Annotated in this window: 17 protein-coding genes; 16 read left to right on the forward strand and 1 reads right to left on the reverse strand. The window is 34.3% G+C overall.

All coding sequences use genetic code 11. The annotated features are described in order from the left end of the window. Positions 1-342: 342 nt before the first annotated feature. Positions 343-7419 carry an autotransporter domain-containing protein gene (locus STERM_RS04445; protein WP_012860366.1) on the forward strand — a complete coding sequence of 2359 codons (7077 nt, stop codon included), beginning with the start codon at positions 343-345 and terminating at the stop codon, positions 7417-7419. Positions 7420-7623: 204 nt separating this feature from the next. After that, on the forward strand, positions 7624-8469 hold the full coding sequence (locus STERM_RS04450) for a hypothetical protein (protein ID WP_012860367.1): 846 nt from the start codon (positions 7624-7626) through the stop codon (positions 8467-8469). A gap of 115 nt (positions 8470-8584) precedes the next feature. Here STERM_RS04450 and STERM_RS04455 read toward each other — a convergent pair whose 3' ends face one another. Further along, positions 8585-9082: a hypothetical protein gene (locus STERM_RS04455; protein ID WP_012860368.1), complete on the reverse strand. Its 498-nt coding sequence runs from the start codon at positions 9080-9082 to the stop codon at positions 8585-8587. A 200-nt stretch (positions 9083-9282) separates the two neighbouring features. Between STERM_RS04455 and STERM_RS04460 the strand changes: the two genes are divergently transcribed. From STERM_RS04460 to STERM_RS04520, 14 genes are all read left to right on the forward strand, one after another. Further along, on the forward strand, positions 9283-10074 hold the full coding sequence (locus tag STERM_RS04460; RefSeq protein WP_012860369.1) for a Cof-type HAD-IIB family hydrolase: 792 nt from the start codon (positions 9283-9285) through the stop codon (positions 10072-10074). 244 nt (positions 10075-10318) lie between these two features. Beyond that, positions 10319-10831 carry a COG2426 family protein gene (locus STERM_RS04465; RefSeq protein ID WP_012860370.1) on the forward strand — a complete coding sequence of 171 codons (513 nt, stop codon included), beginning with the start codon at positions 10319-10321 and terminating at the stop codon, positions 10829-10831. Between the two features lie 351 nt (positions 10832-11182). Further along, positions 11183-13879 carry a calcium-translocating P-type ATPase, PMCA-type gene (locus STERM_RS04470; protein WP_012860371.1) on the forward strand — a complete coding sequence of 899 codons (2697 nt, stop codon included), beginning with the start codon at positions 11183-11185 and terminating at the stop codon, positions 13877-13879. Positions 13880-14539: 660 nt separating this feature from the next. Then, complete coding sequence (locus tag STERM_RS04475; protein WP_218564930.1) at positions 14540-16072, forward strand: DUF1538 domain-containing protein; 1533 nt, start codon at positions 14540-14542, stop codon at positions 16070-16072. Then, a complete protein-coding gene (locus STERM_RS04480; RefSeq protein WP_012860373.1) occupies positions 16072-16794 on the forward strand; it encodes a hypothetical protein in 723 nt (240 codons plus the stop codon). Before STERM_RS04475 ends, STERM_RS04480 begins: the two co-directional genes overlap by 1 nt. Before the next feature lie 33 nt (positions 16795-16827). Further along, the gene (locus tag STERM_RS04485; RefSeq protein WP_012860374.1) at positions 16828-17505 is read left to right on the forward strand and encodes a type 1 glutamine amidotransferase family protein; all 678 of its coding nucleotides are present in this window, start codon (positions 16828-16830) and stop codon (positions 17503-17505) included. A gap of 487 nt (positions 17506-17992) precedes the next feature. Then, the gene (locus STERM_RS04490) at positions 17993-18982 is read left to right on the forward strand and encodes an ABC transporter ATP-binding protein (RefSeq protein ID WP_012860375.1); all 990 of its coding nucleotides are present in this window, start codon (positions 17993-17995) and stop codon (positions 18980-18982) included. Next, entirely contained in the window at positions 18975-19835 is an 861-nt protein-coding gene (locus tag STERM_RS04495; RefSeq protein WP_012860376.1) for an ABC transporter permease, read from the forward strand. The genes STERM_RS04490 and STERM_RS04495 overlap by 8 nt, the downstream gene beginning before the upstream one ends. Beyond that, positions 19832-20626 (forward strand): ABC transporter permease, encoded by a 795-nt coding sequence (locus STERM_RS04500; protein WP_012860377.1) that lies wholly within the window; start codon positions 19832-19834, stop codon positions 20624-20626. The genes STERM_RS04495 and STERM_RS04500 overlap by 4 nt, the downstream gene beginning before the upstream one ends. A 321-nt stretch (positions 20627-20947) precedes the next feature. Continuing rightward, complete coding sequence (locus STERM_RS04505) at positions 20948-21883, forward strand: MBL fold metallo-hydrolase (protein ID WP_012860378.1); 936 nt, start codon at positions 20948-20950, stop codon at positions 21881-21883. 166 nt (positions 21884-22049) lie between these two features. Continuing rightward, a complete protein-coding gene (locus STERM_RS21875) occupies positions 22050-22232 on the forward strand; it encodes a hypothetical protein (protein WP_147289470.1) in 183 nt (60 codons plus the stop codon). 214 nt (positions 22233-22446) lie between these two features. Continuing rightward, positions 22447-23178 (forward strand): hypothetical protein, encoded by a 732-nt coding sequence (locus tag STERM_RS04510; RefSeq protein ID WP_147289471.1) that lies wholly within the window; start codon positions 22447-22449, stop codon positions 23176-23178. Then, the gene (locus tag STERM_RS04515) at positions 23175-23807 is read left to right on the forward strand and encodes a hypothetical protein (protein WP_012860380.1); all 633 of its coding nucleotides are present in this window, start codon (positions 23175-23177) and stop codon (positions 23805-23807) included. Before STERM_RS04510 ends, STERM_RS04515 begins: the two co-directional genes overlap by 4 nt. Then, positions 23804-24577 (forward strand): hypothetical protein, encoded by a 774-nt coding sequence (locus STERM_RS04520; RefSeq protein ID WP_012860381.1) that lies wholly within the window; start codon positions 23804-23806, stop codon positions 24575-24577. Before STERM_RS04515 ends, STERM_RS04520 begins: the two co-directional genes overlap by 4 nt. Positions 24578-24592: the final 15 nt, after the last annotated feature.

The raw sequence follows: 24592 nt of genomic DNA on the forward strand, positions 1-24592 counted from the left end.
AATAAAAGTAATATTTAGCAATGAAATTACAGAAGTCTGATATATGAAAATAAACCCATTCTTTAAAAAATATTTTTTAGAAACAGAGAAAATCGTCCGACATATTTTAATTTTAAATTTTTTTATGATTAAAATTGACTTTAGAAGAATATTCTAGTAAAATATTGGTAGCTATTGTACAAACTTAGAAATATACCAATTTAAAAAGCAATTCTATATCATTTATTTAAAATATCTTATGAAAAGTTTTAATGAAAGGAGGGTAAAGAAAAAAACAAAAATGTTGTTCAAATTGAAGATCATAAGTAAAAGTATTTTTAAACTAATTATCAAGGAGGGACAATGAAAAAAAATAAAAAATTATTAATGTCATTTCTAGCACTAAATGCATTAATACCGACATATTTGAAGGGAGCCGAAACCCCGCTCTCGCTAAAATATGATAAGCTCTATAATAAAATAACTAAAAACATAGAACTCGGGAAATCTAATGATGACTCTTACCGTTTATTGGAGAAAGTATTAAATCAAAGAAACAGAGAATTAAAAGATCTGTATTTACAGAGTGATTATATAGTGAAACCTGAATATCTGGAATGGCAGGTGTTTTTGAATACTTATTATACCGAGAGAAGGAAGGGAGACAATACACTGGAAAATGCAAAATATTATTCAGTGTCAACTACTTACAGCGGGAAGAAGAAGTTTAATCAGAATGCCTATAATGAAATGGCAGATGCACTCCGGGCTTCGGGTCTGCTTACTGAAAGCCAGCTGGCTTCTATTATGGCCGGTCATTATAATGTGATAAATTCTTTAAATGTAAATGATCAAAAAATAATTAGAAATATTCTTGACGAAAGGCTTTCATCTATTACACAGACAGACGGATTCAGAATTTATAAGGCACCCCAGAAACCAAAAGAGATAGACCTTGGAATAAATATAATACCAAAAGTGATTAACAGACAGCCGTTAAATCCGAATCCGACACTGCCGCAGGAACCCAGTATGAATGTGCCTGTATTCACGCCTTCGACACCGGCAGCTCCGGCAGTACCGTCACTGACAATAAAGACTTTTAATCCTGTCAGTCCTAATGTGGATCAGCCGACTCTTGGAGAGGCTCCTGATTTTAATATAAAACTGGGATCGTTTTGTAACTATATGAATCCAAACTGTGAAACGCGGGGAACAGACGGAGGTCCCTATGCAGGTATGGTAAGTAATGCAGTATCATATGAAAGCGTGGGGATTTATGATATAACTGCAGGTACGCAAAGTAATTTCGGGGCAACTACGGTTCTTACTCCGGGAAATCCGGCTATAAGACATGCCTGGCTTACATCAGGACCTTTTAATGCTGCACTGTTAAAAGTTTATTTTGATTATGGAAGTTCACTTACCCATAATTCAATAGCAACGTTAAAAGAAAATCTGACAATAGATTCTATTTCCAATTCTGTCATACAGGGTGATGCTTCTTTGGCAGCCTTTAACCGTCAGCAGTTTCTGGTGGGCGGTTCAAGAATTGCCACAGTTGATAACGTAATGAACGGAGCATTAGTAAATCAGGCTGTTGTAAATCTTGTGGGTCCTTTAGTTGTTGGCTTTGAAGTGCAGACTGATACGAACTGGTCAAGTCAGGGTTATGGAAATCAGGGGACAAGAAGGCTTTCTAATGAAGGGACTATAACTGACGAGGCAGAAACTACAAGCGTTGACTTAAATGGTGTGTTAGCTCTGAACAGCAGTACAACAATAAATTTAGCTCCTTTTGCAGGCGGAACACCTATTACAGTAAGAAGAGACGGAAGCGGTTATACAGGATACAAGGTAGGAATAATACTTACTTATGAAAATGATGATAGTGTTACAGGGCATAATTATATTTTACGGAATGAAGCAGCAGGGAAAATAAAATTTAACAGTGAAAAATCAGTAGGAATACAGGTTTATGCTCCTCAGTCTTTGAATACCAATGTAAATGTAGACAATGTAAGCGGCGGGGAAATTTCTATGGGCGGAATAGAAAGCTACGGCTTGAAATTATCTTCTAGAATAAGTTCGACATCTACATTCGCAAATAACGGAACAATAAATATAAGCGGTTCTACAAGTGACTTGAGCGGATCACGGTCTTCGGGAATAGGGGTAATAGAAGATCCTACATTGACCGGGGGAAGTTCTGTAAGAGGATATACCGGAGTAGCGAGAAATTCAACAACAGGAATAATAAATGTTTCGGGCGGGAAGGGAAATACAGGAGTCTTCCTGAAAGTAGCAGCTGCAGATAATATTACAAATGACGGTATAATAAATGTAATCGGAGAGAAAAACTCGGCAATGAGAGTAGATAACGGAGTAGTTGCTACTGATGCTGCCGGAAATCCTCGAATAATCAATTCAGGTTCCGGGATAATAAACATAAATTCCGGAGAGAACTTCGGAGCTATAGCTGCTGACGGAAATGCGTCAAACAGGGCGGAAGCAGTGAATAACGGAACTATAACTATAGAAAATAAAGGGCTGCCGGGAACATTTATAGAAAATATAGTGGGAATGGTTTCTATAAAAGCAGCAGTTTCAGCCACAAGCGGTGGTTACATAGAAAATAACGGAACTATCCAGATGCTGAATGATATAAAAACTTCTCAGGGAATGGCAATTCTTGCAAGTTCAGAAGGATTAAACACAGGAAATATTATAATAAATTCCGGGACTTTAGGTGAAAGTTCAGTTGGTGTTTATAATGAAGGAACATTCAGTATGACAGGCGGTCTTGTAGATGTAGCCTCGCCAAAGGGAATCGGAATATATGCCAAAAATAATTCGGCAGTTACTGCTGTAACTGGAGGAATAATCAGGGTTTCAAACGGAGCTATAGGACTATATGCCGATGATAAAGGAAATCTTGGAAACGGGGCAACAATAAATCTCACAGGCGGTGCTAAGCTGGAAGTAAATAGCGGCGGACTTATGCTTTATAACTATTCGGGAACAAGCGGAAATCCTGTAGGAAAATTTAATGTGACAGGAACAGTAAATACAGATATTAATGCCGGAGGAACAGCATTTTATTTTAAAGGTGTTCCGTCAGGAATTAATACATTTTTGACAAATATGGTAACAGGAAGCGGAAACCTGAATGTAAAACTGACAAGTTCTGATTCTAGTCTTTTTGTACTTGATAATCCGGGAAGTACTATAAATCTCAGTGATACTACATCTATCGGAATTATAGGAAGTCTGCCGCTGACAGTAACAATCGATCCTTCGAGTGTTTCTAATTATAAACCGTACTCGGTATTTAAGGGCGGTCTGAATGTAGATCTGGATGTAAATGTGGATGACCCGAATGATGCTTATAACAGATCGGAATTTTTGTCATCTAAGGTTACAGTGCTTTCAGGTAAAACTATATCCGGTGTGGGAGCAGGAAAATACGGTATCGGGCAGGAAAGCTTCCTCGGAAGTGTAAATAGAAATGATATACTAATAACTGTAAATAACGGTGCTGCTATAAATATGACCGGAGCAGGTTCGGCAGGTATTATAGCAAATTTCGGGACAGTTATTAATAACGGACAGATATCGGCAACCGGGGCAAACTCAATAGGAGTGGTATCATACAACGGAACACTTACACAAAACAATAATATAATAAAAGTTGGTGAAAGCGGAGCAGGTATATATGGAGAAAATAAAGTAAACAGCTCATACGGCAACGGCTTTATAGAGATTGAAAATAACGGACTGATAACAACAGCAGCATCAGCAGGAGGAACAAGCTACGGTATTTATGCCAATAATACAGAAGCTTTTCTGACTAGAGCTGACTCATTAATAAGACTTAATTCAGGGTCGGAGATAAATATGTCACCGCAGGACGGCGGTGTTGGTGTAAGTGCTGTAAAATCAACATTAACAAGTAACGGTAAAATAACCGTGGGTAAAAATGGTATAGCAGTATATGCAGATAATTCCGAAATAAATATAAACAGCGGAGATATAAATCTAAACGGAGATAATGCAATAGGATTTTACCTGATTAACGGCAGTGCATTTAACGGTAATTCAGGGACAATAAATATAAACGGACAGAATGTGGTACTTTTTAATATAATAAATTCAACATTTAATAATAATCTGTCAATAAACGCAGCACCGGGATCTACATATGTAGTGGGAAATCTTTCAAATGCCGCATATACCCACTTAGGAACTAATACTCTTTTTTCCGACAGTGTACTTCTAAATGGGACTAATTCTGCAATACTTGTAGGCAGCAGTTCAAATATAAGTTCATCTGGAACAGGAGTAGTGGGAGTATCAGTAGACGGTCAGTATTTATCACCATTTGCTCCTCCTTATACAGTAGAAGGAGAAAATGCAGGAACCATAGTCCTTGGAGATAATTCAGCAGCTGTATATGGTAAAAATAGTGCGAGACTGAAAAACAGCGGAATAATCGGACTGGGAGCTAATTCTGTGGGACTCTATTCCTTAGGTGCAGGTGCAGAGACTGAAAATACAGGGCTTATAACTTTGGGAAATAGTTCTGTGGGTCTTTATCAAAAAGGCGGAATAAATATAGTCAATAATAATACAATAAATGGAGCCGGAATCGGTGCTATAGGAATGTATATGGACAGCAATACAGGACTTACAGCTAATAACGGACTGATAGAGCTTTCGGGAGACAGGGCAATAGGAATTTATGCCGCAGGAAGTCCGCAGAATATAATTAATAACGGAACTATAAAAGTATATGACTCCGCTTCAATGGATGATCCCAGCATAGGAATTTATACTAAGGGTATCTCAGATACAATAGTAAACAGTACTTCCGGAATGATAGAAGCAGGAAAAAGATCACTGGGAGTTTACAGTCTGGGGCCACAGGTAGATCATATGGGAACTTTGAAGGTAGGAGACGAAGGAACAGGAATATATAAGGATACAGGTATATTAAACATTCACACCGGTTCTGCTGTACAAATAGGAAATAATGAAGCAGTGGGATTATATGGTATAAACGGTTCCAGCATAAATATAGCTCCGGGAGTAAATTTTCAGCTGGGATCGGGCAGCTACGGCGTAATAGCTGAGTCAGGTTCCAGTTTAAACAACCAATCGGCAATAACACTCAGTGACAGTAATATTTTTGTGTATGGTAACGGAGCCTCTGCTATTACAAACAGCGGACAGATTAATATGACCGGCTCTGACAATACGGCATTTTATACAATTAAGGCCGGAAATATTTTTAATACTGGAAATATAACAGGGACAGCAGGTACAGGGAATATAGCTTTGTATAACAGAGGACATTATGTAACTGAAGTGCAGCAGCCTGACGGGACAATGAAACTGGAAGGACTTATTACAGCGGGTTATATAGAAAATGACGCAGATATAACATTGGGAGATTCATTTTTAGTAACAAATGCCCACGGTGTAAAGACCGGATATTCAGTAGGGATTTATGCCGAAGGGTCAAGTGCGGTTAATAAAGCTACAAGAACAATAACCGTGGGAAAAGACGGTGTAGGAATGTATGCAAGAGATGCTGCAGCACCTTCGTATAATTACGGAACGATAACCGGAACCGGCGATAAAATCATCGGAATGTTTGCAGATAATACAAGGGCAGAAAATCATGGACTGATTAAGCTTACAGGCGATGAAGTAGTGGGAATGGCAGGAAGAAACGGAGCATATATCTATAATGCACCTTCTGGGGTAATAGAAGTTACCGGGAAAAATGTAACAGGTATATATCTCGCAGGAGCTGATACCAAGGTAGAGAACAAAGGACAGATTATAATAAAGAATACCGGAGATCCTCTGGAGGATCAGGGAGTCGGACTGAAATATGCAGCAAGCTTTGATGAGGATAATATAATAGGCGGAGTAGGAAGTATAACAGGAACTGGTTATATAGACCAAGGCTATACGACGACAGTATATAAGCTTCCTGAAATGCCGTCACTGATAAATTCCGGAGAGATAACTATAGATCTGGGAAGTAAGTTCTCATATGAAAATATGAAGGTAATAGTGAAGCTGGATCCGACAACAAATGAAGCAACAACAAGTTTTTCCGATACGATAGGATTCGGAGGGACAACAATTCCTGAAAAGCTGGAAATATCACCGGACTTTTCACAGGGAACATCAGCAGACAGATATACATTTAAGAATATATTCCGGGGAATGGACGGAACTGGGGAGTACATAAGCCAGTCATTAACTTGGGATGCCACAGGTCAGGGTACAGATATAGTAATGACAAGAATACCTTATATGGATTTTACAAGCGGTTTTTGGTATGAGGAATTCGGTCAGACATTGAATGACAGATATGCCAATCAGACAGGAAATGCGTTGAAAATCTATGATAAAATAGATATGATACAGACAGAACCGCATTTCAGACATGCTGTAGCCAGTCTTGCAGGAAATGTATATGCCAATATAAATCAGCGTGAAGAAGACATGGCAGGAATGCTTGAAGAATCATTACATACATTGCAAAATTCAGATAATAATACAAAAGAAAATGTGAAAATCAGCATAATCGGCGTGAAAGGTAAGACAGAAGAGGATACTGACGGCGTAGTACCGTATAAATACAGTGCAACAGGAATTCTTGCATTGAGAGAAGTAGAAAGAACATATAAACATACCTTTGGTTATTCACTTGGATACCTTCATACAGGCTTTGAGTTTGAAGACCATAATAAAAGTGAGGAATGGGTAGATACAATTCAGCTTGGACTGCATAATAAATACAGTGTTCAGGGATGGAGTCTGCGTAATGATCTTACGGGAAGGGTAAGCTTCCATAATATAGACAGAAATATTGACTGGCCTGATCAGTCAAAAGGTGTGGAAAGATCAGAAATGAATGGTACATATGAAACTTATTCCATTACTTCTGACAATATTCTGGGAAAAGAATTTAGTATAGGCAAAAAATTTAGTGTTACACCATATGGAGCATTTAAAGCGATGTATGTGACAAGACCCACATTCAGCGAAAGCGGTCTTGAAGCACTTCAGATAGAAGGAAATGATGCATGGAGTGCTAAGCCCAGAGCAGGTCTGGAACTAAAAACTACATTGCCGCTGGGTGCTAAGACAGCATGGCAGCTGAAAGGCTCGCTTGATTTTGCATATGAATACGAGCTGGCTGACTTGAATGAAAGGGAAAAAGCAAGATTGATAGCAGTAGAAGACGGTTATCACAAGCTGTCAAAGCCGGAAGATGAAAAAGGAACATTCAGAACAAGAGCAGTACTCGGAGTGGAAGTGGCAGACAGATATGGAATATTCCTAACCGGGGAATATAATCTGGGTAATGATGAACAGGACGGCTACAGAGCAGGGATAACTTTAAAAGCTGTGTTTTAATGAGATAGTAAAACTATATGGAGAAGATAATTTTATCTTCTTCATTTTTATCTTCTAAAATTCTTCTGTATGCATATTTTCAGAAATTTGAAGTTTATGTTAACTATACAAGAAATGCTTTTTTTGTTATAATTATTACTGTAATGACCAAAGAAATATAGTAAAAGAATAACGGATTAAATATATTGAAAGGAAGTCAGCTATATGAAAATAAATAAAAAGATAATATGGGTTTTCACGGCTTTACAAATAGCAGCTTTTATTCCTATTTCGGCAGCATCGGCAGGAAATGGAAAGGATAATACAGGCTCTGTAAAAAGTATATATCAGATGCCAAAGCTTTCGAGCAGTGATCTCAAAGTAATCGGAGACAAGATTTTTAAAAATGAGGCAGCCGGAAAAAAGGAAAATCTTGTATACTGGAACACAGGAGAGGATTTTCCATCATTGGGAATTGGACATTTTATATGGTATAGAAACGGACAGAAGGAAATTTTTGATGAAAGCTTTCCAAAGCTGGTTGATTTTTATAAAGAAAATAATATAAAGCTTCCAAAAATTCTTCAGGATAATAAATATGCACCCTGGACAGCAAGAAGTGCTTTTCTTGCGGATAAGGAAGCAGGAAAACTGGATGAACTAAGGGATTTTTTATATGAAACAAGAGATACACAGGTAGTGTTTATTTATAAAAGACTTGAAGCTTCACTTGATAAAATGCTCTTGCAGGCTGACAACAAAGAGAATGTAAAATATCAGTTTTACAGAGTATCAAATTCTCCAAACGGGCTGTATGCTTTGATTGATTATGTTAATTTCAAAGGGGAAGGTACATCGGAAACAGAAAGATATAACGGACAGGGCTGGGGATTATTGCAGATATTGGAAAATATGAAAGGAAAAGAAACAGGAAAAGCAGCTATGGATGAATTCAGTGCCAGTGCAAAATTTGTTCTTGAAAGAAGAGTTCAGAATTCAGATCCGAAAAGAAATGAAAAGCAATGGCTGAAAGGCTGGGAAAACAGAACAGAAACTTATAAGATAAAATAATAATTTAAAAATCGGATAAATTATTAGAAAATAAAAAAGAGATGTTTTCAGGAGTAAAAACCTGTTTCATCTCTTTTTTATATAGATTTTTTAAAAAATATAAATTTATTTGTTATCAAAATATTTTATGATTGATGATATCTATAAATTCTTCATTTTTATCAATAGAATCCAATACCCACTGTTTGTCTTTGGATAATATCATATATACAGAAATAGTTTTTTCCTGAAATTTCAGATCTTTTTGCTTAAGAGCTTCTTTCATTAGGGCAATTTTACTGTTAACACGTTTTTCAAAATCTATTTCAGGGTCATTGGGCAAACTATCATAATAACCCAAATCCGGGCTTTTGATAAGTATAGTTATAACACTGCGGTCTTTATCTTCTTTGGTTTCTATAATTTGAAATTCAATTTTTTTAGCACTGTCAACAAAATACGGAGCAAATTCAGTTATTTTTCCATCATTTCCTTTATGTCCTAAAAATTGTAAAAATTCCCCTTTTTCCTGTAGAATATTCATATAGGATATGAATGCTTTTTCTGATTGCGGAGATTTATTAATGCAGCCTGCTGCTAAAAGTATTAAAATTATAAATAAAATCTTTTTCATGAAAAATTCCCTCTTTTATTTTTTCAAAAATTTTAACATTGATTTTGCAGAGAGTCAAGAAAAATAAGAGCAATTATAAATTTAAACATTGATATAATATAATTTTTAGATATATAAGGAATTGAAAAAGTTATTTTTATTTACTTTTATAATTTTTCTCACTATAATTAATTTATAAACTATTATAGCGGGAGGATGGTATGGGAATTAAATTAATTGCAGTTGACATGGATGGAACATTTTTATCAGAAGCAGGTAATTATGATCGTGAAAGATTTAAAAAGCAGTATATAAAGATGAAAGAAAAAGATATAAAATTTGTAGTAGCAAGCGGTAATCAGTATTATCAGCTTCATTCGTTTTTCCCGGAATTCGCCGACGAATTGACTTATGTGGCGGAAAACGGAGCTTATATAGTATCGAAAGGAATAGAGCTCTTTGCAGCAGAGATTCCCAGAAAAGAGACAGAGGCCATAATAGATAAAATATCAGAAATGTCTGCTGTAAATATGGTTGTATGCGGGAAAAAAAGCGCTTATGTAAAAATGGAAACAAGTGATGAATTTTTTAATTATGCAAACCGTTATTACCATAAACTCTTAAGAACTGCAGATATAAAAAGTGCAGATGATCAGATTTTTAAATTTGCACTGAATTGTCCTGTAGAAATGGTAAAGGAGGTTCAGAAAGAGCTGAATAATCTGATAGGACATATTCTTATCCCTACTGCGAGCGGACATGGAGACATTGACCTGATTCTGCCTGGTATTAATAAAGCACATGGATTGACTGTTCTTCAGGAAAAATGGGGGATTTCAAAGGATGAAATTCTTGCCTTCGGTGACAGCGGCAATGATATAGAAATGCTGGCTCATGCATATTACAGCTATGCAATGGAAAATGGAAGCGAAGAGGTAAAGAAAACTGCAAGGTTTACCGCTCCGTCAAATAATGAAAACGGGGTACTGGAAATTATTGATAAATATATCTGAGCTTTGTCAGCTAATAAACTAAGTTATATAGGACAGATAAAATATTTATTCAAATATTTTCATTTATAAATAAGACTTTTATAAAATTACTGAATTAATAAATTTATATTTGAAAAATAGGCAGCATATAAATTATGATATCCGGGAAAAGTCAGATAATCTGAGTAAAAATAATCTGGTTAAAGATACTGTGATATGTTATAATAGCCTGATAGTTCAAAATTAATAGTAAGGGAGTTTAGTCATGCAAAAAGCAGCACAGTCAATAGTGGCTTTTATAATAGGGATTTTTGGGGTAAGCGCAGGAAAGATAATAGGAATTACATTTATTTCCATGATACCGATTATTGAATTACGTGGAAGTATTCCGGTAGGATTTGTTATGGGTCTTCCATGGTATGCGAGTCTGGTATGTTCCATAATAGGAAATATGCTTCCGGTACCCGTTATTCTGTTATTTGTGGTAAAAGTGTTTGAATTTATGAAAAAACATAATATATTAACAAAATTTGTAAATAAAATGGAACAAAAAGCAATGAACAGAAGTGAAAAAGTTTCCAAAGGAGAATTTTGGGGATTAATGCTTTTTGTAGCAATTCCGCTTCCGGGAACAGGCGCATGGACAGGTGCATTAATAGCAGCATTATTGAAAATGAACAGAAGAGATTCATTTCTTTCAATTCTGCTTGGTGTAACAATAGCCGGAACAATTATAACATTAGGGACTTATGGAGTATTAGGATTTATATTTAAATAGACTTACAGGCCGTGTATCTTTGAATAATAATTTTTCAAAGATTTCGGCTTTTTTTATTATAAAAAAATTTAATAACTCATGTAAATTTATAAAAAATACAATTTTGATATACGTCAAAGCTTTGAAAATCAATTAATTGAATAAACTAATGATCCCTTGACTTTGGAAATGAAAATATGTATAATTGAGAAACTGTAATTAAAAGGGAGTAATTCTAAGCACATATATCAACATGCTGATATTATAAATATCTGGTAATGTGGCCATTTCATATGGTAATGAGACTTTTAGTTTGAATAATTCAAGCTGGGAGTCTTTTTATTTTTATAAATTAATTTGGGAGAGAAAGATATGGAGTTTTATAGTGGAAACAGAGAAAATGTATTAAAAAAACTGGGAAGCAGTCAGAAAAGCGGGTTAACTAATGAAGAGGCGGAAGAAAATAAACTGAAATACGGTGTAAATCAGTTTAGCCAGGGGAAAAAAGAAAGTCTTATAGTGCAGATAATGGCTGCACTGAAGGAACCTATGATTTTTATTCTTATATTTGCTTCATTTATTACATTATTTGTAAATCTTTATATAATGTATAAAGGAGGGAAACCAGATTTTATTGAGTATGCAGGAATTCTGGCAGCAATAGTGCTTTCCGTTGCTATTACACTGGTAATGGAGGGACGCTCGCAGAAGGCATTCGAGACATTAAACAAGCTTAAAGAAAATATAGCCGTAAAAGTAAGAAGAAATAATGAGGTTATGCTTATACCGCAGCAGAAAATAGCCGCAGGAGATATTATTTTACTTGAAACAGGGGATAAGGTCCCTGCTGACTGCCGTCTGCTTGATTCTGTCAGTCTTGCAGCGGATGAGTCTTCACTTACAGGGGAAAGCAAACCTGTAAAAAAGGATGCGGCAGTAATATTTGATAAAGAAGATATACCTCTTGCCGAGCGATATAATATGTTATACTGCGGATGTTATATAACCGAGGGTTCATGCGCTGCTGTGGTTACAGCCGTGGGAGATAGTACAGAGCTGGGAAAAATTGCATTTGAGCTTAGGGAAAAGAAGCATACCAAAACTCCGCTTGAAGAAAAGCTGGACAGACTGGGGAAAATTGTTACAATTTTTGGAGTTTTGGCAGCTCTTGTGATTTTTTCAATACAAATAATACAGTATTATGCATTTGGAAATACAGTGCACAGTTCTGTATCGGAAATATTTATTAACAGTATAGTACTTATTGTTGCTGCAGTTCCGGAAGGACTTCCTACAATAGTAGCAGTATCACTTGCAGTAAATGTGATAAAGATGGCAAAGGAAAATGCCCTTGTGAAAAAAATAGTAGCCTGTGAAACTATAGGCTCTGTAAATGTAATATGCTCGGATAAAACAGGGACTCTCACTGAAAACCGTATGACTGTAACCGGTTTTTATGACGGTGAATGGCATGATGATCCGAGAGAGCTCGATTCGGGATATATGATTCATAATATCTGCCTGAATACCAATTCAAATTTATATATGGAGAACGGGAATTATAAATTTGTGGGGAATCCCACAGAAGGATCTATTTTAGCAGCTTATGAAAATTCAAATCTGCGTGAAAGTTCGGGAAAGTCATATACAGATGAACGGAGCGATCATGAAATCATACATGTTTTTCCGTTTTCTTCAGAGCTTAAACATATGACTACTGTTTCTAATGTTGATTCAAAGATAGTATCTTATGTAAAAGGAAGTCCGGAATTAATTTTGAAAATGTGTGATATATCTGATGAAAAGCTGGAAGAAATCAACAGACTTATATATGATGCTCAGGATCAGGCAATGCGGGTAATAGCCTTTGCACATAAAATTCTTGAAGAAAAGATAGACTACGGTGCAGAAGAGGAGCATGACAAGCTCGAAGAACATATGAATTTTGACGGCTTTGTTACTATAACAGATCCTATACGTTCTGAGGTTTTTAAGGCTGTAGAAACATGCAGGGAAGCAGGGATATCATTAAAAATATTAACGGGAGATCATCTGGTAACTGCAAGGGCTATAGCAAAACAGCTGAATATAATAAATGAGAATTCTTTTGTAGTATCAGCACATGAAATAGAAAAAATGCCAGATTCCGAGTTAAATGAAATGCTAGATAAAATATCTGTTATTGCACGGAGTACTCCAGCATTAAAACTGCGTATAGTAAAACTGTTAAAAGCCAGAGGCAGTGTAGTGGCAGTTACCGGAGACGGAGTTAATGACGCTCCGGCAATAAAATATGCTGATGTGGGAATTGCCATGGGAATATCAGGAACAGAGGTATCCAAGGAAGCTTCGGACATAGTGCTGCTAAATGATTCCTTTGCGGTTATTACGAAAGCAATTCAATGGGGAAGAGGAATATATCAAAATTTTCAGCGTTTTATGATCTTTCAGCTTACAGTGAATCTTTCAGCAGTTTTAACTGTGATACTTTCCATTTTGTCCGGACTGCCGTCACCTTTTGAGGCCCTTCAGCTTTTGTGGATAAATATTATTATGGACGGTCCTCCTGCGTTGACACTGGGGCTTGAACCGCTGAGAGAGGATCTTATGAAAGAAAAGCCTGTGGAAAGAGATGCACAGATAATAACCAAGAGAATGTGGATAAAAATAATTTACGGCGGAATTACAATTACTGTTTTATTTATGCTGCAAAATTTATTTAATGTACTTGGAGTATATCCCGAGGAGCAAAGAAGTACTTTATTTACTATGTTTGTGCTGTTTCAGCTTTTGAACGCTTTTAACTGCAGAGAACTGGGATATGAAAGTATCACGAAAAATTTTAAACAAAATAAAATAATGTTAGGTGTTTTCACACTGACATTTATATTACAGATACTGATAACACAGTATGGAGGAAAAGTATTCGAGACTCACCCGCTGCGGCTTATAATATGGATAAAAATATTTTTATACTGTTTTATTTTGATTCTGCTTTCTGAAATTATAAAGGCAGCAGTAAGGGGAAAGGGACATAAGCTGGAAAAAGCAGCAGCTCAAATAAATTAATGAATCAGTGCATTTAGGTTTTTATTACCCTAAGTGCACTTTTTTATGAATATTAAAATTAATTTTCTGCTGATATTTGCAAAGACGGGAAAAATATAAAGAGAAGAGCCGTAGACTTTCACTGTACCAAAACAGACACATTTTTTAAATAACATATCATGGTTTCTCTAGAGCAGTAATCTGAATATAAAATATAAATAATAAAATACATAATAAAAAGAAAAATCTTGTAATGTAGTTCCTAATATATTATAATAACAGGGAGAACCAGGTTTTAAATATGGAGTAGTTTTTAATATTTTTACAATTCTAAGTACAATCGTAATCTAAAATATAATTATTATCATAAGACAGAAAATAAAGTATCAAAAAAATATAGATTAAAGTAATCTATTTTTTTTGGCAATAGACTGAATGGCAAGTCAACTTTTGTGAAGCAATACCGGAATTTAATTTTTCCAAAAGCTGACTGTTGGAATATTTCAAAAAGTTATTTTATAGATTAAAGATTTTCAAAGAAAAACTGCCTGATAAAACACTATGAATCTGTAGATTTTCATTTCAATAAATGCGGCTGTAATATGTACAAAATCAATTGATTTCAGTCTTATATGGATATTACAGAATTATCCAAGGTCTCAAACTTAGAAGAAAATCGAGGTGATAAAGTTGAACCAGAAACTCAAGGAAAAGATTCAAGAAGCGTTTGCATCAGTATTGCCGATTACTGCAATTGTACTGATTCTGAGTACGCTGATGGTGCCGATATCCATAGGTACCATTGTTATGTTTATAGCAGGAGCTTCCCTGCTTATCATCGGTATGGGATTTTTCTCATTGGGAGCCGATATGGCTATGATTCCTATAGGTGAAGCAACAGGAATCCAGCTTACTAAAACAAAAAAATTATTGTTATCTGTGATACTCTGTTTTACAATGGGGTTCATTATCACTATTGCCGAGCCGGATTTACAGGTACTGGCAAGACAGGTACCGGCTATTCCGAATAATGTATTAATTCTTACAATAGCAGCAGGTGTAGGGGTATTTCTTGTTATTGCCCTTCTTCGTGTATTATTCAGGGTGAATTTGTCTTTGCTGCTGATAATTTTTTATCTGATAATGTTTGTATTATCAATATTTGTTCCTAATAATTTTATAGCAGTGGCATTCGATTCGGGCGGAGTAACGACAGGCCCTATAACTGTTCCTTTTATTCTTGCTATGGGAACCGGTCTTGCATCGATTCGTAGTGATAAGGACTCGCAGGATGACAGTTTCGGTTTTGTGGCATTATGTAGTATAGGGCCTATTCTCGCAGTTATGCTGCTGGGAATAAGCTATAATCCAAGTGATGCCGAATACGGGCAGGTAGTGATACCTGCAGTAGAAACAATGCAGGATGTAGTAAAGCAGTTTACGGTAGAATTACCGGTATATACAAAAGAAGTATCACTGGCAATGCTTCCTATATGTGCTTTTTTTGCAATATTTCAGCTTGTGTCAAGAAAATTCAATAAACATCAGCTTGGAAGAATTGGAATAGGTGTTGTTTATACACTTATTGGTCTTGTGTTATTTCTTACCGGCGTAAATGTAGGGTTTATTCCTGTGGGAAGTCTGCTCGGAGGACAGCTTGCCGATTCAGCCTTTAAATGGTTCTTGATTCCGATAGGAATGCTTATAGGATATTTTATAGTTGCTGCCGAGCCGGCTATTCACGTACTTAATAAACAGGTAGAGGAAGTTTCCGGCGGTGCTATCCCGTCAAAGGCAATGAATCTCTGTCTTTCATTGGGAGTGGCAACATCAGTGGGAATAGCTATGATAAGAGTATTAACAAGCATATCGATTTACTGGTTTCTTATACCGGGCTATGTAATAGCCATAGCACTGACATTTTATGTTCCCAAAATTTTTACAGGAATAGCATTTGACAGTGGAGGCGTAGCAAGCGGACCTATGACAACAACATTTCTGCTTCCATTTGCAATGGGTGCCTGTGAAACACTGAATGGAAATGTACTTACAGATGCGTTCGGAATTGTAGCCATGGTTGCTATGACTCCGCTTATAGCCATTCAGGTAATGGGACTTATTTATAAAAAGAAAATGGCTGAAATGGCAACAGAAAGTTCATCTGATGATAATTTTACGGAATTTATTAATTATGACGGGGAGGAGGATCAGTAATGGACAAATTTGATGAAAAGAAAAAAATGATTCTCGAGAAAATAGGAAAGTTTAAGCTTTATTTATTAGTAACTATAGTAGACAGAGACAGGGCAAAAAAAGTAAACGAGGTGCTTGCGGAGAAAAGTATAAAATCACAGTTTCTCTGGTTTGCGGAGGGAACAGCAAAGTCGGAAATATTGGATCTATTGGGTCTTGGATCAGTAGATAAAGCAGTAATGCTGAATATTTTACCGGACAATATGGTAGGTGAACTGGCATCTTCATTAAGCGATAAGCTGAAGCTGGAAAAGCCGGGAAAAGGAATAGTATTTGCCATTCCGCTGTCAGGTGCAGGAGCTCCTGAGCTGCAGAAAATAAATGAGGGTAAATGGAAAAAATGGCAGAATGAGATGGAAAAAGAGGTGGAGCAGATGAATATAAATATAAGTCATGATTTGATAGTGGCAGTTATAAATCAGGGAGACAGTGAGAAATTAATGACAGCTGCAAGGACAGCAGGTGCAAGAGGAGGGACTATGTTTCATGCCTTAAAAATGGGTGTGGGTGAAGCTGAAAAGTTCTTTGGTATTTCAGTCCAGCAAAAAAAGGATATTGTTGCTATAATTACAAAGCGTGAAAATAAAGAAAGTATAATGAAAGCTATAAACCAGTTTTGTGACGGGGAAAATAAGGCAGTTGTTTTTTCGCTTCCTGTAGATAATGTATTTGGGATAGCTTAGGATAAATTAATAAAGTACATCAGGAGAAATTTTATGAGATCAATATTGCTTAGTCAGTTTAATTTTGATGAAGAGTGGATATATGACAGTGTAAAGCAGTATATTACCGGCAATGAGAAAGTGGCAGTCTGTCCGCTGGCTTTCTCTCCGGCAATTATAAAAAACAGCGGAGACTGGACAGAGTTTTACAGTCACGGCTGCTGGTATTATGAAGAAATAACAGCACCGCTCAGAAAATTCGGATATATAGGCGATAAGGAATTTTCTGTTATATGGCTGAATTATTTTTCTGACAGCGGAGAGACTTTCAGAAGGAAGATAGCAGAAGCAGATATTCTTATACTTCCCGGAGGACTGCCGGATTTTCAGATGGAAAGAATGAAGGAACTGGATATTATTAAGACTATACAGGAATATAAAGGGCTTGTTATAGGAAAAAGTTCCGGTGCTCTCACGCAGACGCCTTATTTTTATCTTTCCCCTGATTCGGATTATCCTGAATTGAAATTCGGGGAAGGAATCGGACGTATTGATGCCGGATGCTATTTTGAAGTGCATTTTGATCCTAAAAATGAAGTACAGATGAAGGCACTAAAAAAAGCATTGAAAGAAAAATATAAAAAGGTCATTGCTATGGGAGATAAAGGCGGTCTTATTATTGAAGACAGTAATATAAGGGAATTTGGAGATGTATATACTTACAGCAAATGAATATCCAATTTGACAAATTATATATTCTTATGGTATACTGGCTAAAATTATTAAAGAAGGGAATGTTTGGATGTCGGATATTGTGACGGAAACTATAAACTGAATATAGTTTGAAGGCATAAAAAAGAAAAGAAGCTGTTTTGTAAAACGGTAATTTTGATTTGCAGTTTTTGATATTTTTTGTCTTCGGCCCGAGCAGAACAGCCGATATATGACATTTATAATAAATTATAAGTTTATATTTATGATATAGTATAAAGTGTAGCGGATTTTCTACTACACTTTTTTTGTGCGAAATTATTTTTATAACTATTATAAATACAGTCTTTCTTAGGACATTATTTTTTGGTGTGAATATCCACAGGGTTTTTCTGCTTCTGTAAGATAGCTTTTTTATCTTTGGAAACGGGCGGGAATTTTCTGTGGATATTTTGATATACGGCTGTTAGTCGGTATAAAAAAAATGAAGTTTTGAGAGGAGAAACAAATGAATATTATAGAAATAAAACAATTAACAAAAATATATAAGCTTTTTGAAAAAGAAGCAGGTTTCAGAGGCAGCTTGAAATCACTCTTTAATAGAAAATATACAGAGAAAAAAGCAGTGTCAGAGTTTGATCTGACTGTGGAAAAAGGAGAATTTATAGGGCTGATCGGCCGGAACGGTGCAGGAAAAACTACACTAATAAAAATGCTTACAGGGATTATAGCGCCAAGCTCGGGGAATCTTTCAGTATTGGGATATTCGCCTAATAAGCTTGAAAATGAATTTAAGAAAAGATATGCTGTGGTTATGGGGCAGAAAAGCCAGCTGTTTTTTGAGCTTACTCCTGCCGATACATTTATTTTATTTAAGGAATTATATGATATTCCTGATGAAGAGTACAGAAAGAACATAGAATATTTTACGGAATTATTTGATGCAGCAAAATATATGAATGTTCAGGTAAGGACTCTTTCGCTGGGAGAAAGAATGAAAATGGAGTTAATAACTGCTCTTTTGCATAATCCCGAAATTCTGTTTCTTGATGAGCCTACAATAGGGCTTGATGCTGTGGCACAAAAGCAGATACGTTATTTTCTGAAAGAGATAAACAGAACAAAAGGAACCACAATTATTCTGACATCACATTATATGGAGGATATAAAAAGTCTTTGTAAAAGATGTGTTGTAATAGAAAACAGCAGAAAAATTTATGACGGAAAAACAGATATTTTATTTGAAAAATTTCAGCTGTATAAGAAGATAACGGTTTCTTTTGAAGAGGAAACTGATGTAAAGCTGCCGGAAGATTTTGAAATTTTGGAAAAAACACCTTATAAAATGTCATTTATAATGCCAAAAGAAAAAGCCCGGGGAATTATAAAAGAATTTTTTGAAAATTATAAGGTAAAAGATATAGCAATAGAAGAAGAAGACATAGGAAACGTTGTAGAGCGTATTTATAAGGAAGGAAGCGGGAGCTATTATGAATAATAAAATTACTGAAAAAAATGAAAATGGATTTTTACTAATTAATAAATTTATATATGAAATAAAAAAATACTGTGAAGTAGCAAAAATTAATTTTAAGGGCTGTATAATATGGAGATTTGATATTTTGGCAAATCTTTTACTGACTGTTACAAAGATTACATTTGCATATATTTTATGGAAAGCAGTTTTTGGCGAAAATGATGTGATAGGCGGGTTTACTTTTTATTCTATGCTTACATATTATGTAACAGGAGCATTTTTATCCGGAGCTGATATGTCAAAGAAAATAAGCACTGAGATATGTACAAGGGTTATAAGCGGAACTTTTTCAAAATATATTATAATTCCTGTTAATATTCAGATATATTTTATGGCACAGAATTTCGGAAGACTGATTTTTTATCTGCTGCTAAACATGATTTCATTATTTACATGGATTTTTATTTTGCAGATAAGCTTTTCTTTTACAAATAATATGTATTATCTTGGGACAGCAGCAGTAATGGCACTGCTGGGTCTTATATTTATGACGGAGTTTCAGTTTTTTATAGGAATTTTATCATTTAAATTTCTGGAAATATCGATGTTTAGAATAATAGTAGATAATATAATGGTTTTTATAACTGGTGCGGCAATTCCACTTTCACTGCTGCCGGAAGCAGTAACGGCAGTTATGCGGATCTTTCCGTTTTATTATATTATTTATCTTCCTTCCATGCTTGCTATAGGAAGAAACGGTAATGAGGCATTATCAGGGCTTATTATAATTTTTGCATGGGTATTGGTATTTTTTATTATAAATAATCTTTTGTATAAAAGATTAAGAGTATTATTTGAAGGAGTAGGGATATGATTATAAAAAATTTACGATTTATATTTACATTATTAAAACTGAAATTTTCAAGAATGATGGTATTCAGATTTGATTTTTTCGGGGCATTTTTTGTGGATAGTTCTTTATTTATACTTCAGCTGCTTATGTTTGAGGCAATTTATTCCAGCGTGGATTCTATAGGAGGCTTTCGGCGAGGCGACATGATTATATTTATAGGGACTTTCTCACTGATAAATGCAATTAATATGACAATATTTTTCTTTGGAACTTATGATATTCCAAGAAAAATAAGAGAGGGGGAGCTTGATTATTATATTACAAAACCTGTAAATCCATTATTCAGAATGACTTTTGAAAATATAAATCCCGGATCATTTCCTTTGATTATTGCAAGCGGATTTATAATATTTTACGGGATTTCGGTTCTTGATTTGAAAATCAGTGCAGTCGGTATGGCTGTTTATATGATATGGGTATTGATGATGACACTTCTTTGGTATGATATATCAATTATATTAAGAACAGTTTCATTTTTTACATTTTCAAGTGCTGCTATGGAACAGCTGGAAGAAAATCTGCTGCCGCTTAATATGAAGCTTCCGGGTGTGGCATATAAAGGAATATTCAGATTTTTATTTTATTTTGTATTTCCGTACGGGATAATGGCGACATTTCCTACGCAGTATCTTACGGGAACTTTATCATGGCTTGGAATGGTTTATGGTGCAGTGCTGACCTGCTGTTTTACTTTATTTATGCTGTGGTTCTGGAAAACCGGACTTAGGAATTACAAGAGTGCGAGCAGTTAGTATGGGAAAAGCTGTATTTTACAGGATATTTTTGAATATTAGTTAGGTATAATAAGTAATGGTATATTTGGAGGATTACTTTAACAAAAAAGGCTTTATAAGAATTTCAGGAGGGACTGCCAGACAGACAGAGAAATTTTCGAAGAGGAAAAACGGGCTGAATAAAACCATCCTGTGATTTATAGTTTTAATTTTGACAAAGAATGTACAAAAATGTTAAAATTTTTAATAGAAAGGCATAAAATATCTAAGGAAAAATGAAACAGTAAAATGAAAGTGTAGAAATGTAATTTAAAAATCATATTTTTATAAGGAGGAATAATGAAAAAAATCATATTATTATTGAGTATTTTGTTTATTTCTGTTTTACATGCTGACACTGTAAAAATACAGAAAACACAGGTTCCGGGATATTACAGGTTTATGGTGGGGAGTTATGAAGTAACATCGATTTATGACGGGTACTCAAATCTGCCGTTAGATACATATAAGGGAATAGATGCGGCAAATGCCGAGGCAATTATAAAAAAAGAATATTCTCATATTTCAGGCAGCGGAAAAAACTTTAGTTTTAAGGTATCTGTAAATACGTTTCTTATTAATACAGGAAAGGAACTGATATTAGTAGATACAGGTTCCGGAAATTCTATGGGTCCTGCAACAGGAGCAGTTAAGAAAAATATAGAAATGGCGGGATATAAACCGGAGGATATTACCAAAATCATATTTACACATCTTCATCCTGACCATGTAGGAGGACTGTCGGAAGGCGGAAAACAGGTCTACCCCAATGCAGTTATCTATGCAAATGAGAAAGAAATGGATTTTTGGATGAATAATTCCGATTTTAACAAGGAATTTAAAGATATTCTGAATACTTATAAAAATAATAAAAAATATAAGGCTTTGAAAGATGGTGCAGAAATTGCAGCCGGAATAAAGGGAGTTTTATTACCCGGGCATACAATAGGTCATATGGGATATGAGATAACTTCAGGCGGGCAAAAACTCCTTATCTGGGGAGATATTACACATGGTTATGAAGTCCAGTTTGCAAATCCTGATGTAACAACAGCTTATGACTATGATCAGAATCAGGCAAAAGAAACAAGAAAGGCCCTTATGAAAAAGGTTTCGGATGAGGGAACAATGACAGCAGGTTCTCATCTTCCTTTTCCGGGACTGGGACATGTAGCTCCAAATGCTGACGGCAAAGGATATCGTTGGATTCCTGTGCAGTATGTCCCTTTGGATTAACGGGAAAATATATTTATATAATAAGGAATCCTTGAGATATAGGATTCCTTATTATTTTTTACCGCAAATTTATTTTAACATGAAAGGAGAACTGTGAATATTATAAAAAAATACAGAATAAAAAGTATAGATTATATAAGAAAATGTAACAGATGTTTTACAGAAATTGAGACTCCAAGATGGCAGATTCAGAGAATCAGGAGAAAAATATACACTTCATGCATCTATACGAATAACAGAACCGCACTTAAAGGTTATTTTGGATGAAGAAATGACTATAAATGAAAAAGAGTACTTTATGAAAAACTCCGATAAGATCATAATTACGACAGAGCTTGAAAAAATATAAAAGTACAGTATTTTATCTGTCTGTTCATTTAATTTTATTTTTATAATTTTTGATTATAATATGATATATATAAATAGAAATATATGTATAAATAAGCAACAAATACTAAAGGTTTTAAACAGTCAGAGAAATATTATAAATAATAATATTGAATAAAATTTATTGATTTTAAAATAATAAAATGATATTATTATATTAAAAAAATGGTGGTTTTATGAAGTTTAGGATTACGATAATGCAGTCACAGGGGAGTACTGATGTAAGCAGTGATATAAAATCTGTTAAGAATGCATTTTCAAGTACAAATAATTTTTTTGGCAATTCTGTAAAAACTGATAAATTATTCAAAAATTACAGCGGTGACGGAATTATTATTGCTCCTGAAGAAATTACAATGGTTGACTTTAATATTTCAGATTTTGGAGATAGTGTTGTTTCTAATACTGAATCAGACGTGACTGTAAGAGTATGCGGACTTATGCTGGCGCATCTTGAAGAATCAGGCAATTCAGTATTGGGAATAGAGAGCCTTCTTTCTTCTTATGCAGGTAAAAAACTTAACGGAGTAACACAAGGACTAAGCCAGGGGATAGATTATTTAGGGAATACTTTTGGGTCGAGCTTAAGTTCTACTTTAACTGGAATGCTTGGAAGCCTTTCACAGGGGAGCTTTAATTTAAACAGCCTTTATAATAATAATTTAAAAAATACAATAGAGTTAGCTAAATGGGCCTTAGAATATGGAGAAAGTACAGATTACAGGGATGTAGTAATAGAAACAATTATTAATGAATCTGTTTCCAAAACATATATACTGCCGGATATGTTTGCAGTGAAATATCATGAAAGCGTGAATGTTTCAAGCGGAAGCGGATTTTATGAATTTCTTCTGAAACAGAAAAGATACAGTAATAGAAAAATTCAGATAACAGGAGGAAATATTTGAAAAAGACTGATGTTACAGTGAATATTTTTGTTAAGTTAGTCATTTTGACTTTGTTTATTTTGTTTAGTTATTATAAAATGAGAATAAATATTTTTTATATAACAGCTGAGTTATTATTATTTTCTTTTATTAATTCCTTTTTTATTAAAGATAAAAAATTTCTTTTTAATATGGAAGTTTTTTCTTTTCAGGCTGCTACAGTTTTTTATTTTGAAAGGAGAGCTAATTTTTATTGGAGAGAAGTTCCTGAAAAAATATATGATAATTTTGATTATGTTAAATTATTATTTTTGTTATTTTTAGTAATCATTTCAATATTTTTATATTTTAAAAGTGAGAATAAATATTTAAAAAAATATATTTATTTTATATTTTTTCTTTTATTAATTATGGGAGATATTTTTAAAGTAAATATTTTTTCTTTGATTCCACTTGGCGGGGAATTATGGCTTGGTTTTTCAATAGGAAATATTGCTTTAACTCATTTGAAAATTGATATTATTTTAGTTGGCATATTTCTTTTTTTTCTGGGTAGGAAAGATAATGTTTTTTTCTTTATTTATAATTTTATAATTTTATGCTTATTTGTGAGATATATGACTGTTAATTTAGTGTGGGGGATCTTATGAGTAATAATTTTATTAAAAGAAGCGGAAAACTATCTGATAACAGTGATTTAAAGCTTTCTGATACAATTAAAATTAAAATACTGGCTTCTGACAGCGAATTTTCTATTTTGGCAAAATTAAATACATTTTTAAACCTTGGAATAATATTTCAATCAACTTCTTCAGTTTGTATGAGTTATTACATTGATGCTAAAACTCGTGCATCACCTCTTAATATGTTTAGCTTAACTGAATTTTTGAATTTACCCTATAAAAGATTAGTGGATATTGCCAGAGGGAGTATAGCAAACATTAATACTAATCAGGATTTTTTATGTTTTTATGGTTATGATGCAATAGGAAGAGGTGATTTATATACATACGCAAGTAAGATCAAGAATTATCTAATAAGTAACGTTCAATATGCTATTAAAAATAATGTTCCCAAAAAAGATATTCTAAAGTTTTATAATTATCAAAAAATTCCTGAAATTATCAGAAATAAAAAATCTCCTGCAGATAATGATTTTTATTTTGCTGTTGGAGACGGAAATTATCTTTATGGACAGGTTCATACATTAAATGAGAGAAAAAGAGAATTTCAGATTTTGTATGTTTTATATGATGAGTACAATTGGGATGACAATGTTACTTATTTTATAAAGGTTGAGCCAAAAGAAGGTCCATATTATTTAGTTCTTGAAACTGCAGCTTTCAAAAAATTGGAGAAATCAGGTTTGGCAAAACCGTTTTTACAATTTTTTATTGATACTTACACAGTTAGTTATTAAGATAAATAAGGTCAT

This window comes from Sebaldella termitidis ATCC 33386 (assembly GCF_000024405.1).
GTDB lineage: Bacteria > Fusobacteriota > Fusobacteriia > Fusobacteriales > Leptotrichiaceae > Sebaldella > Sebaldella termitidis.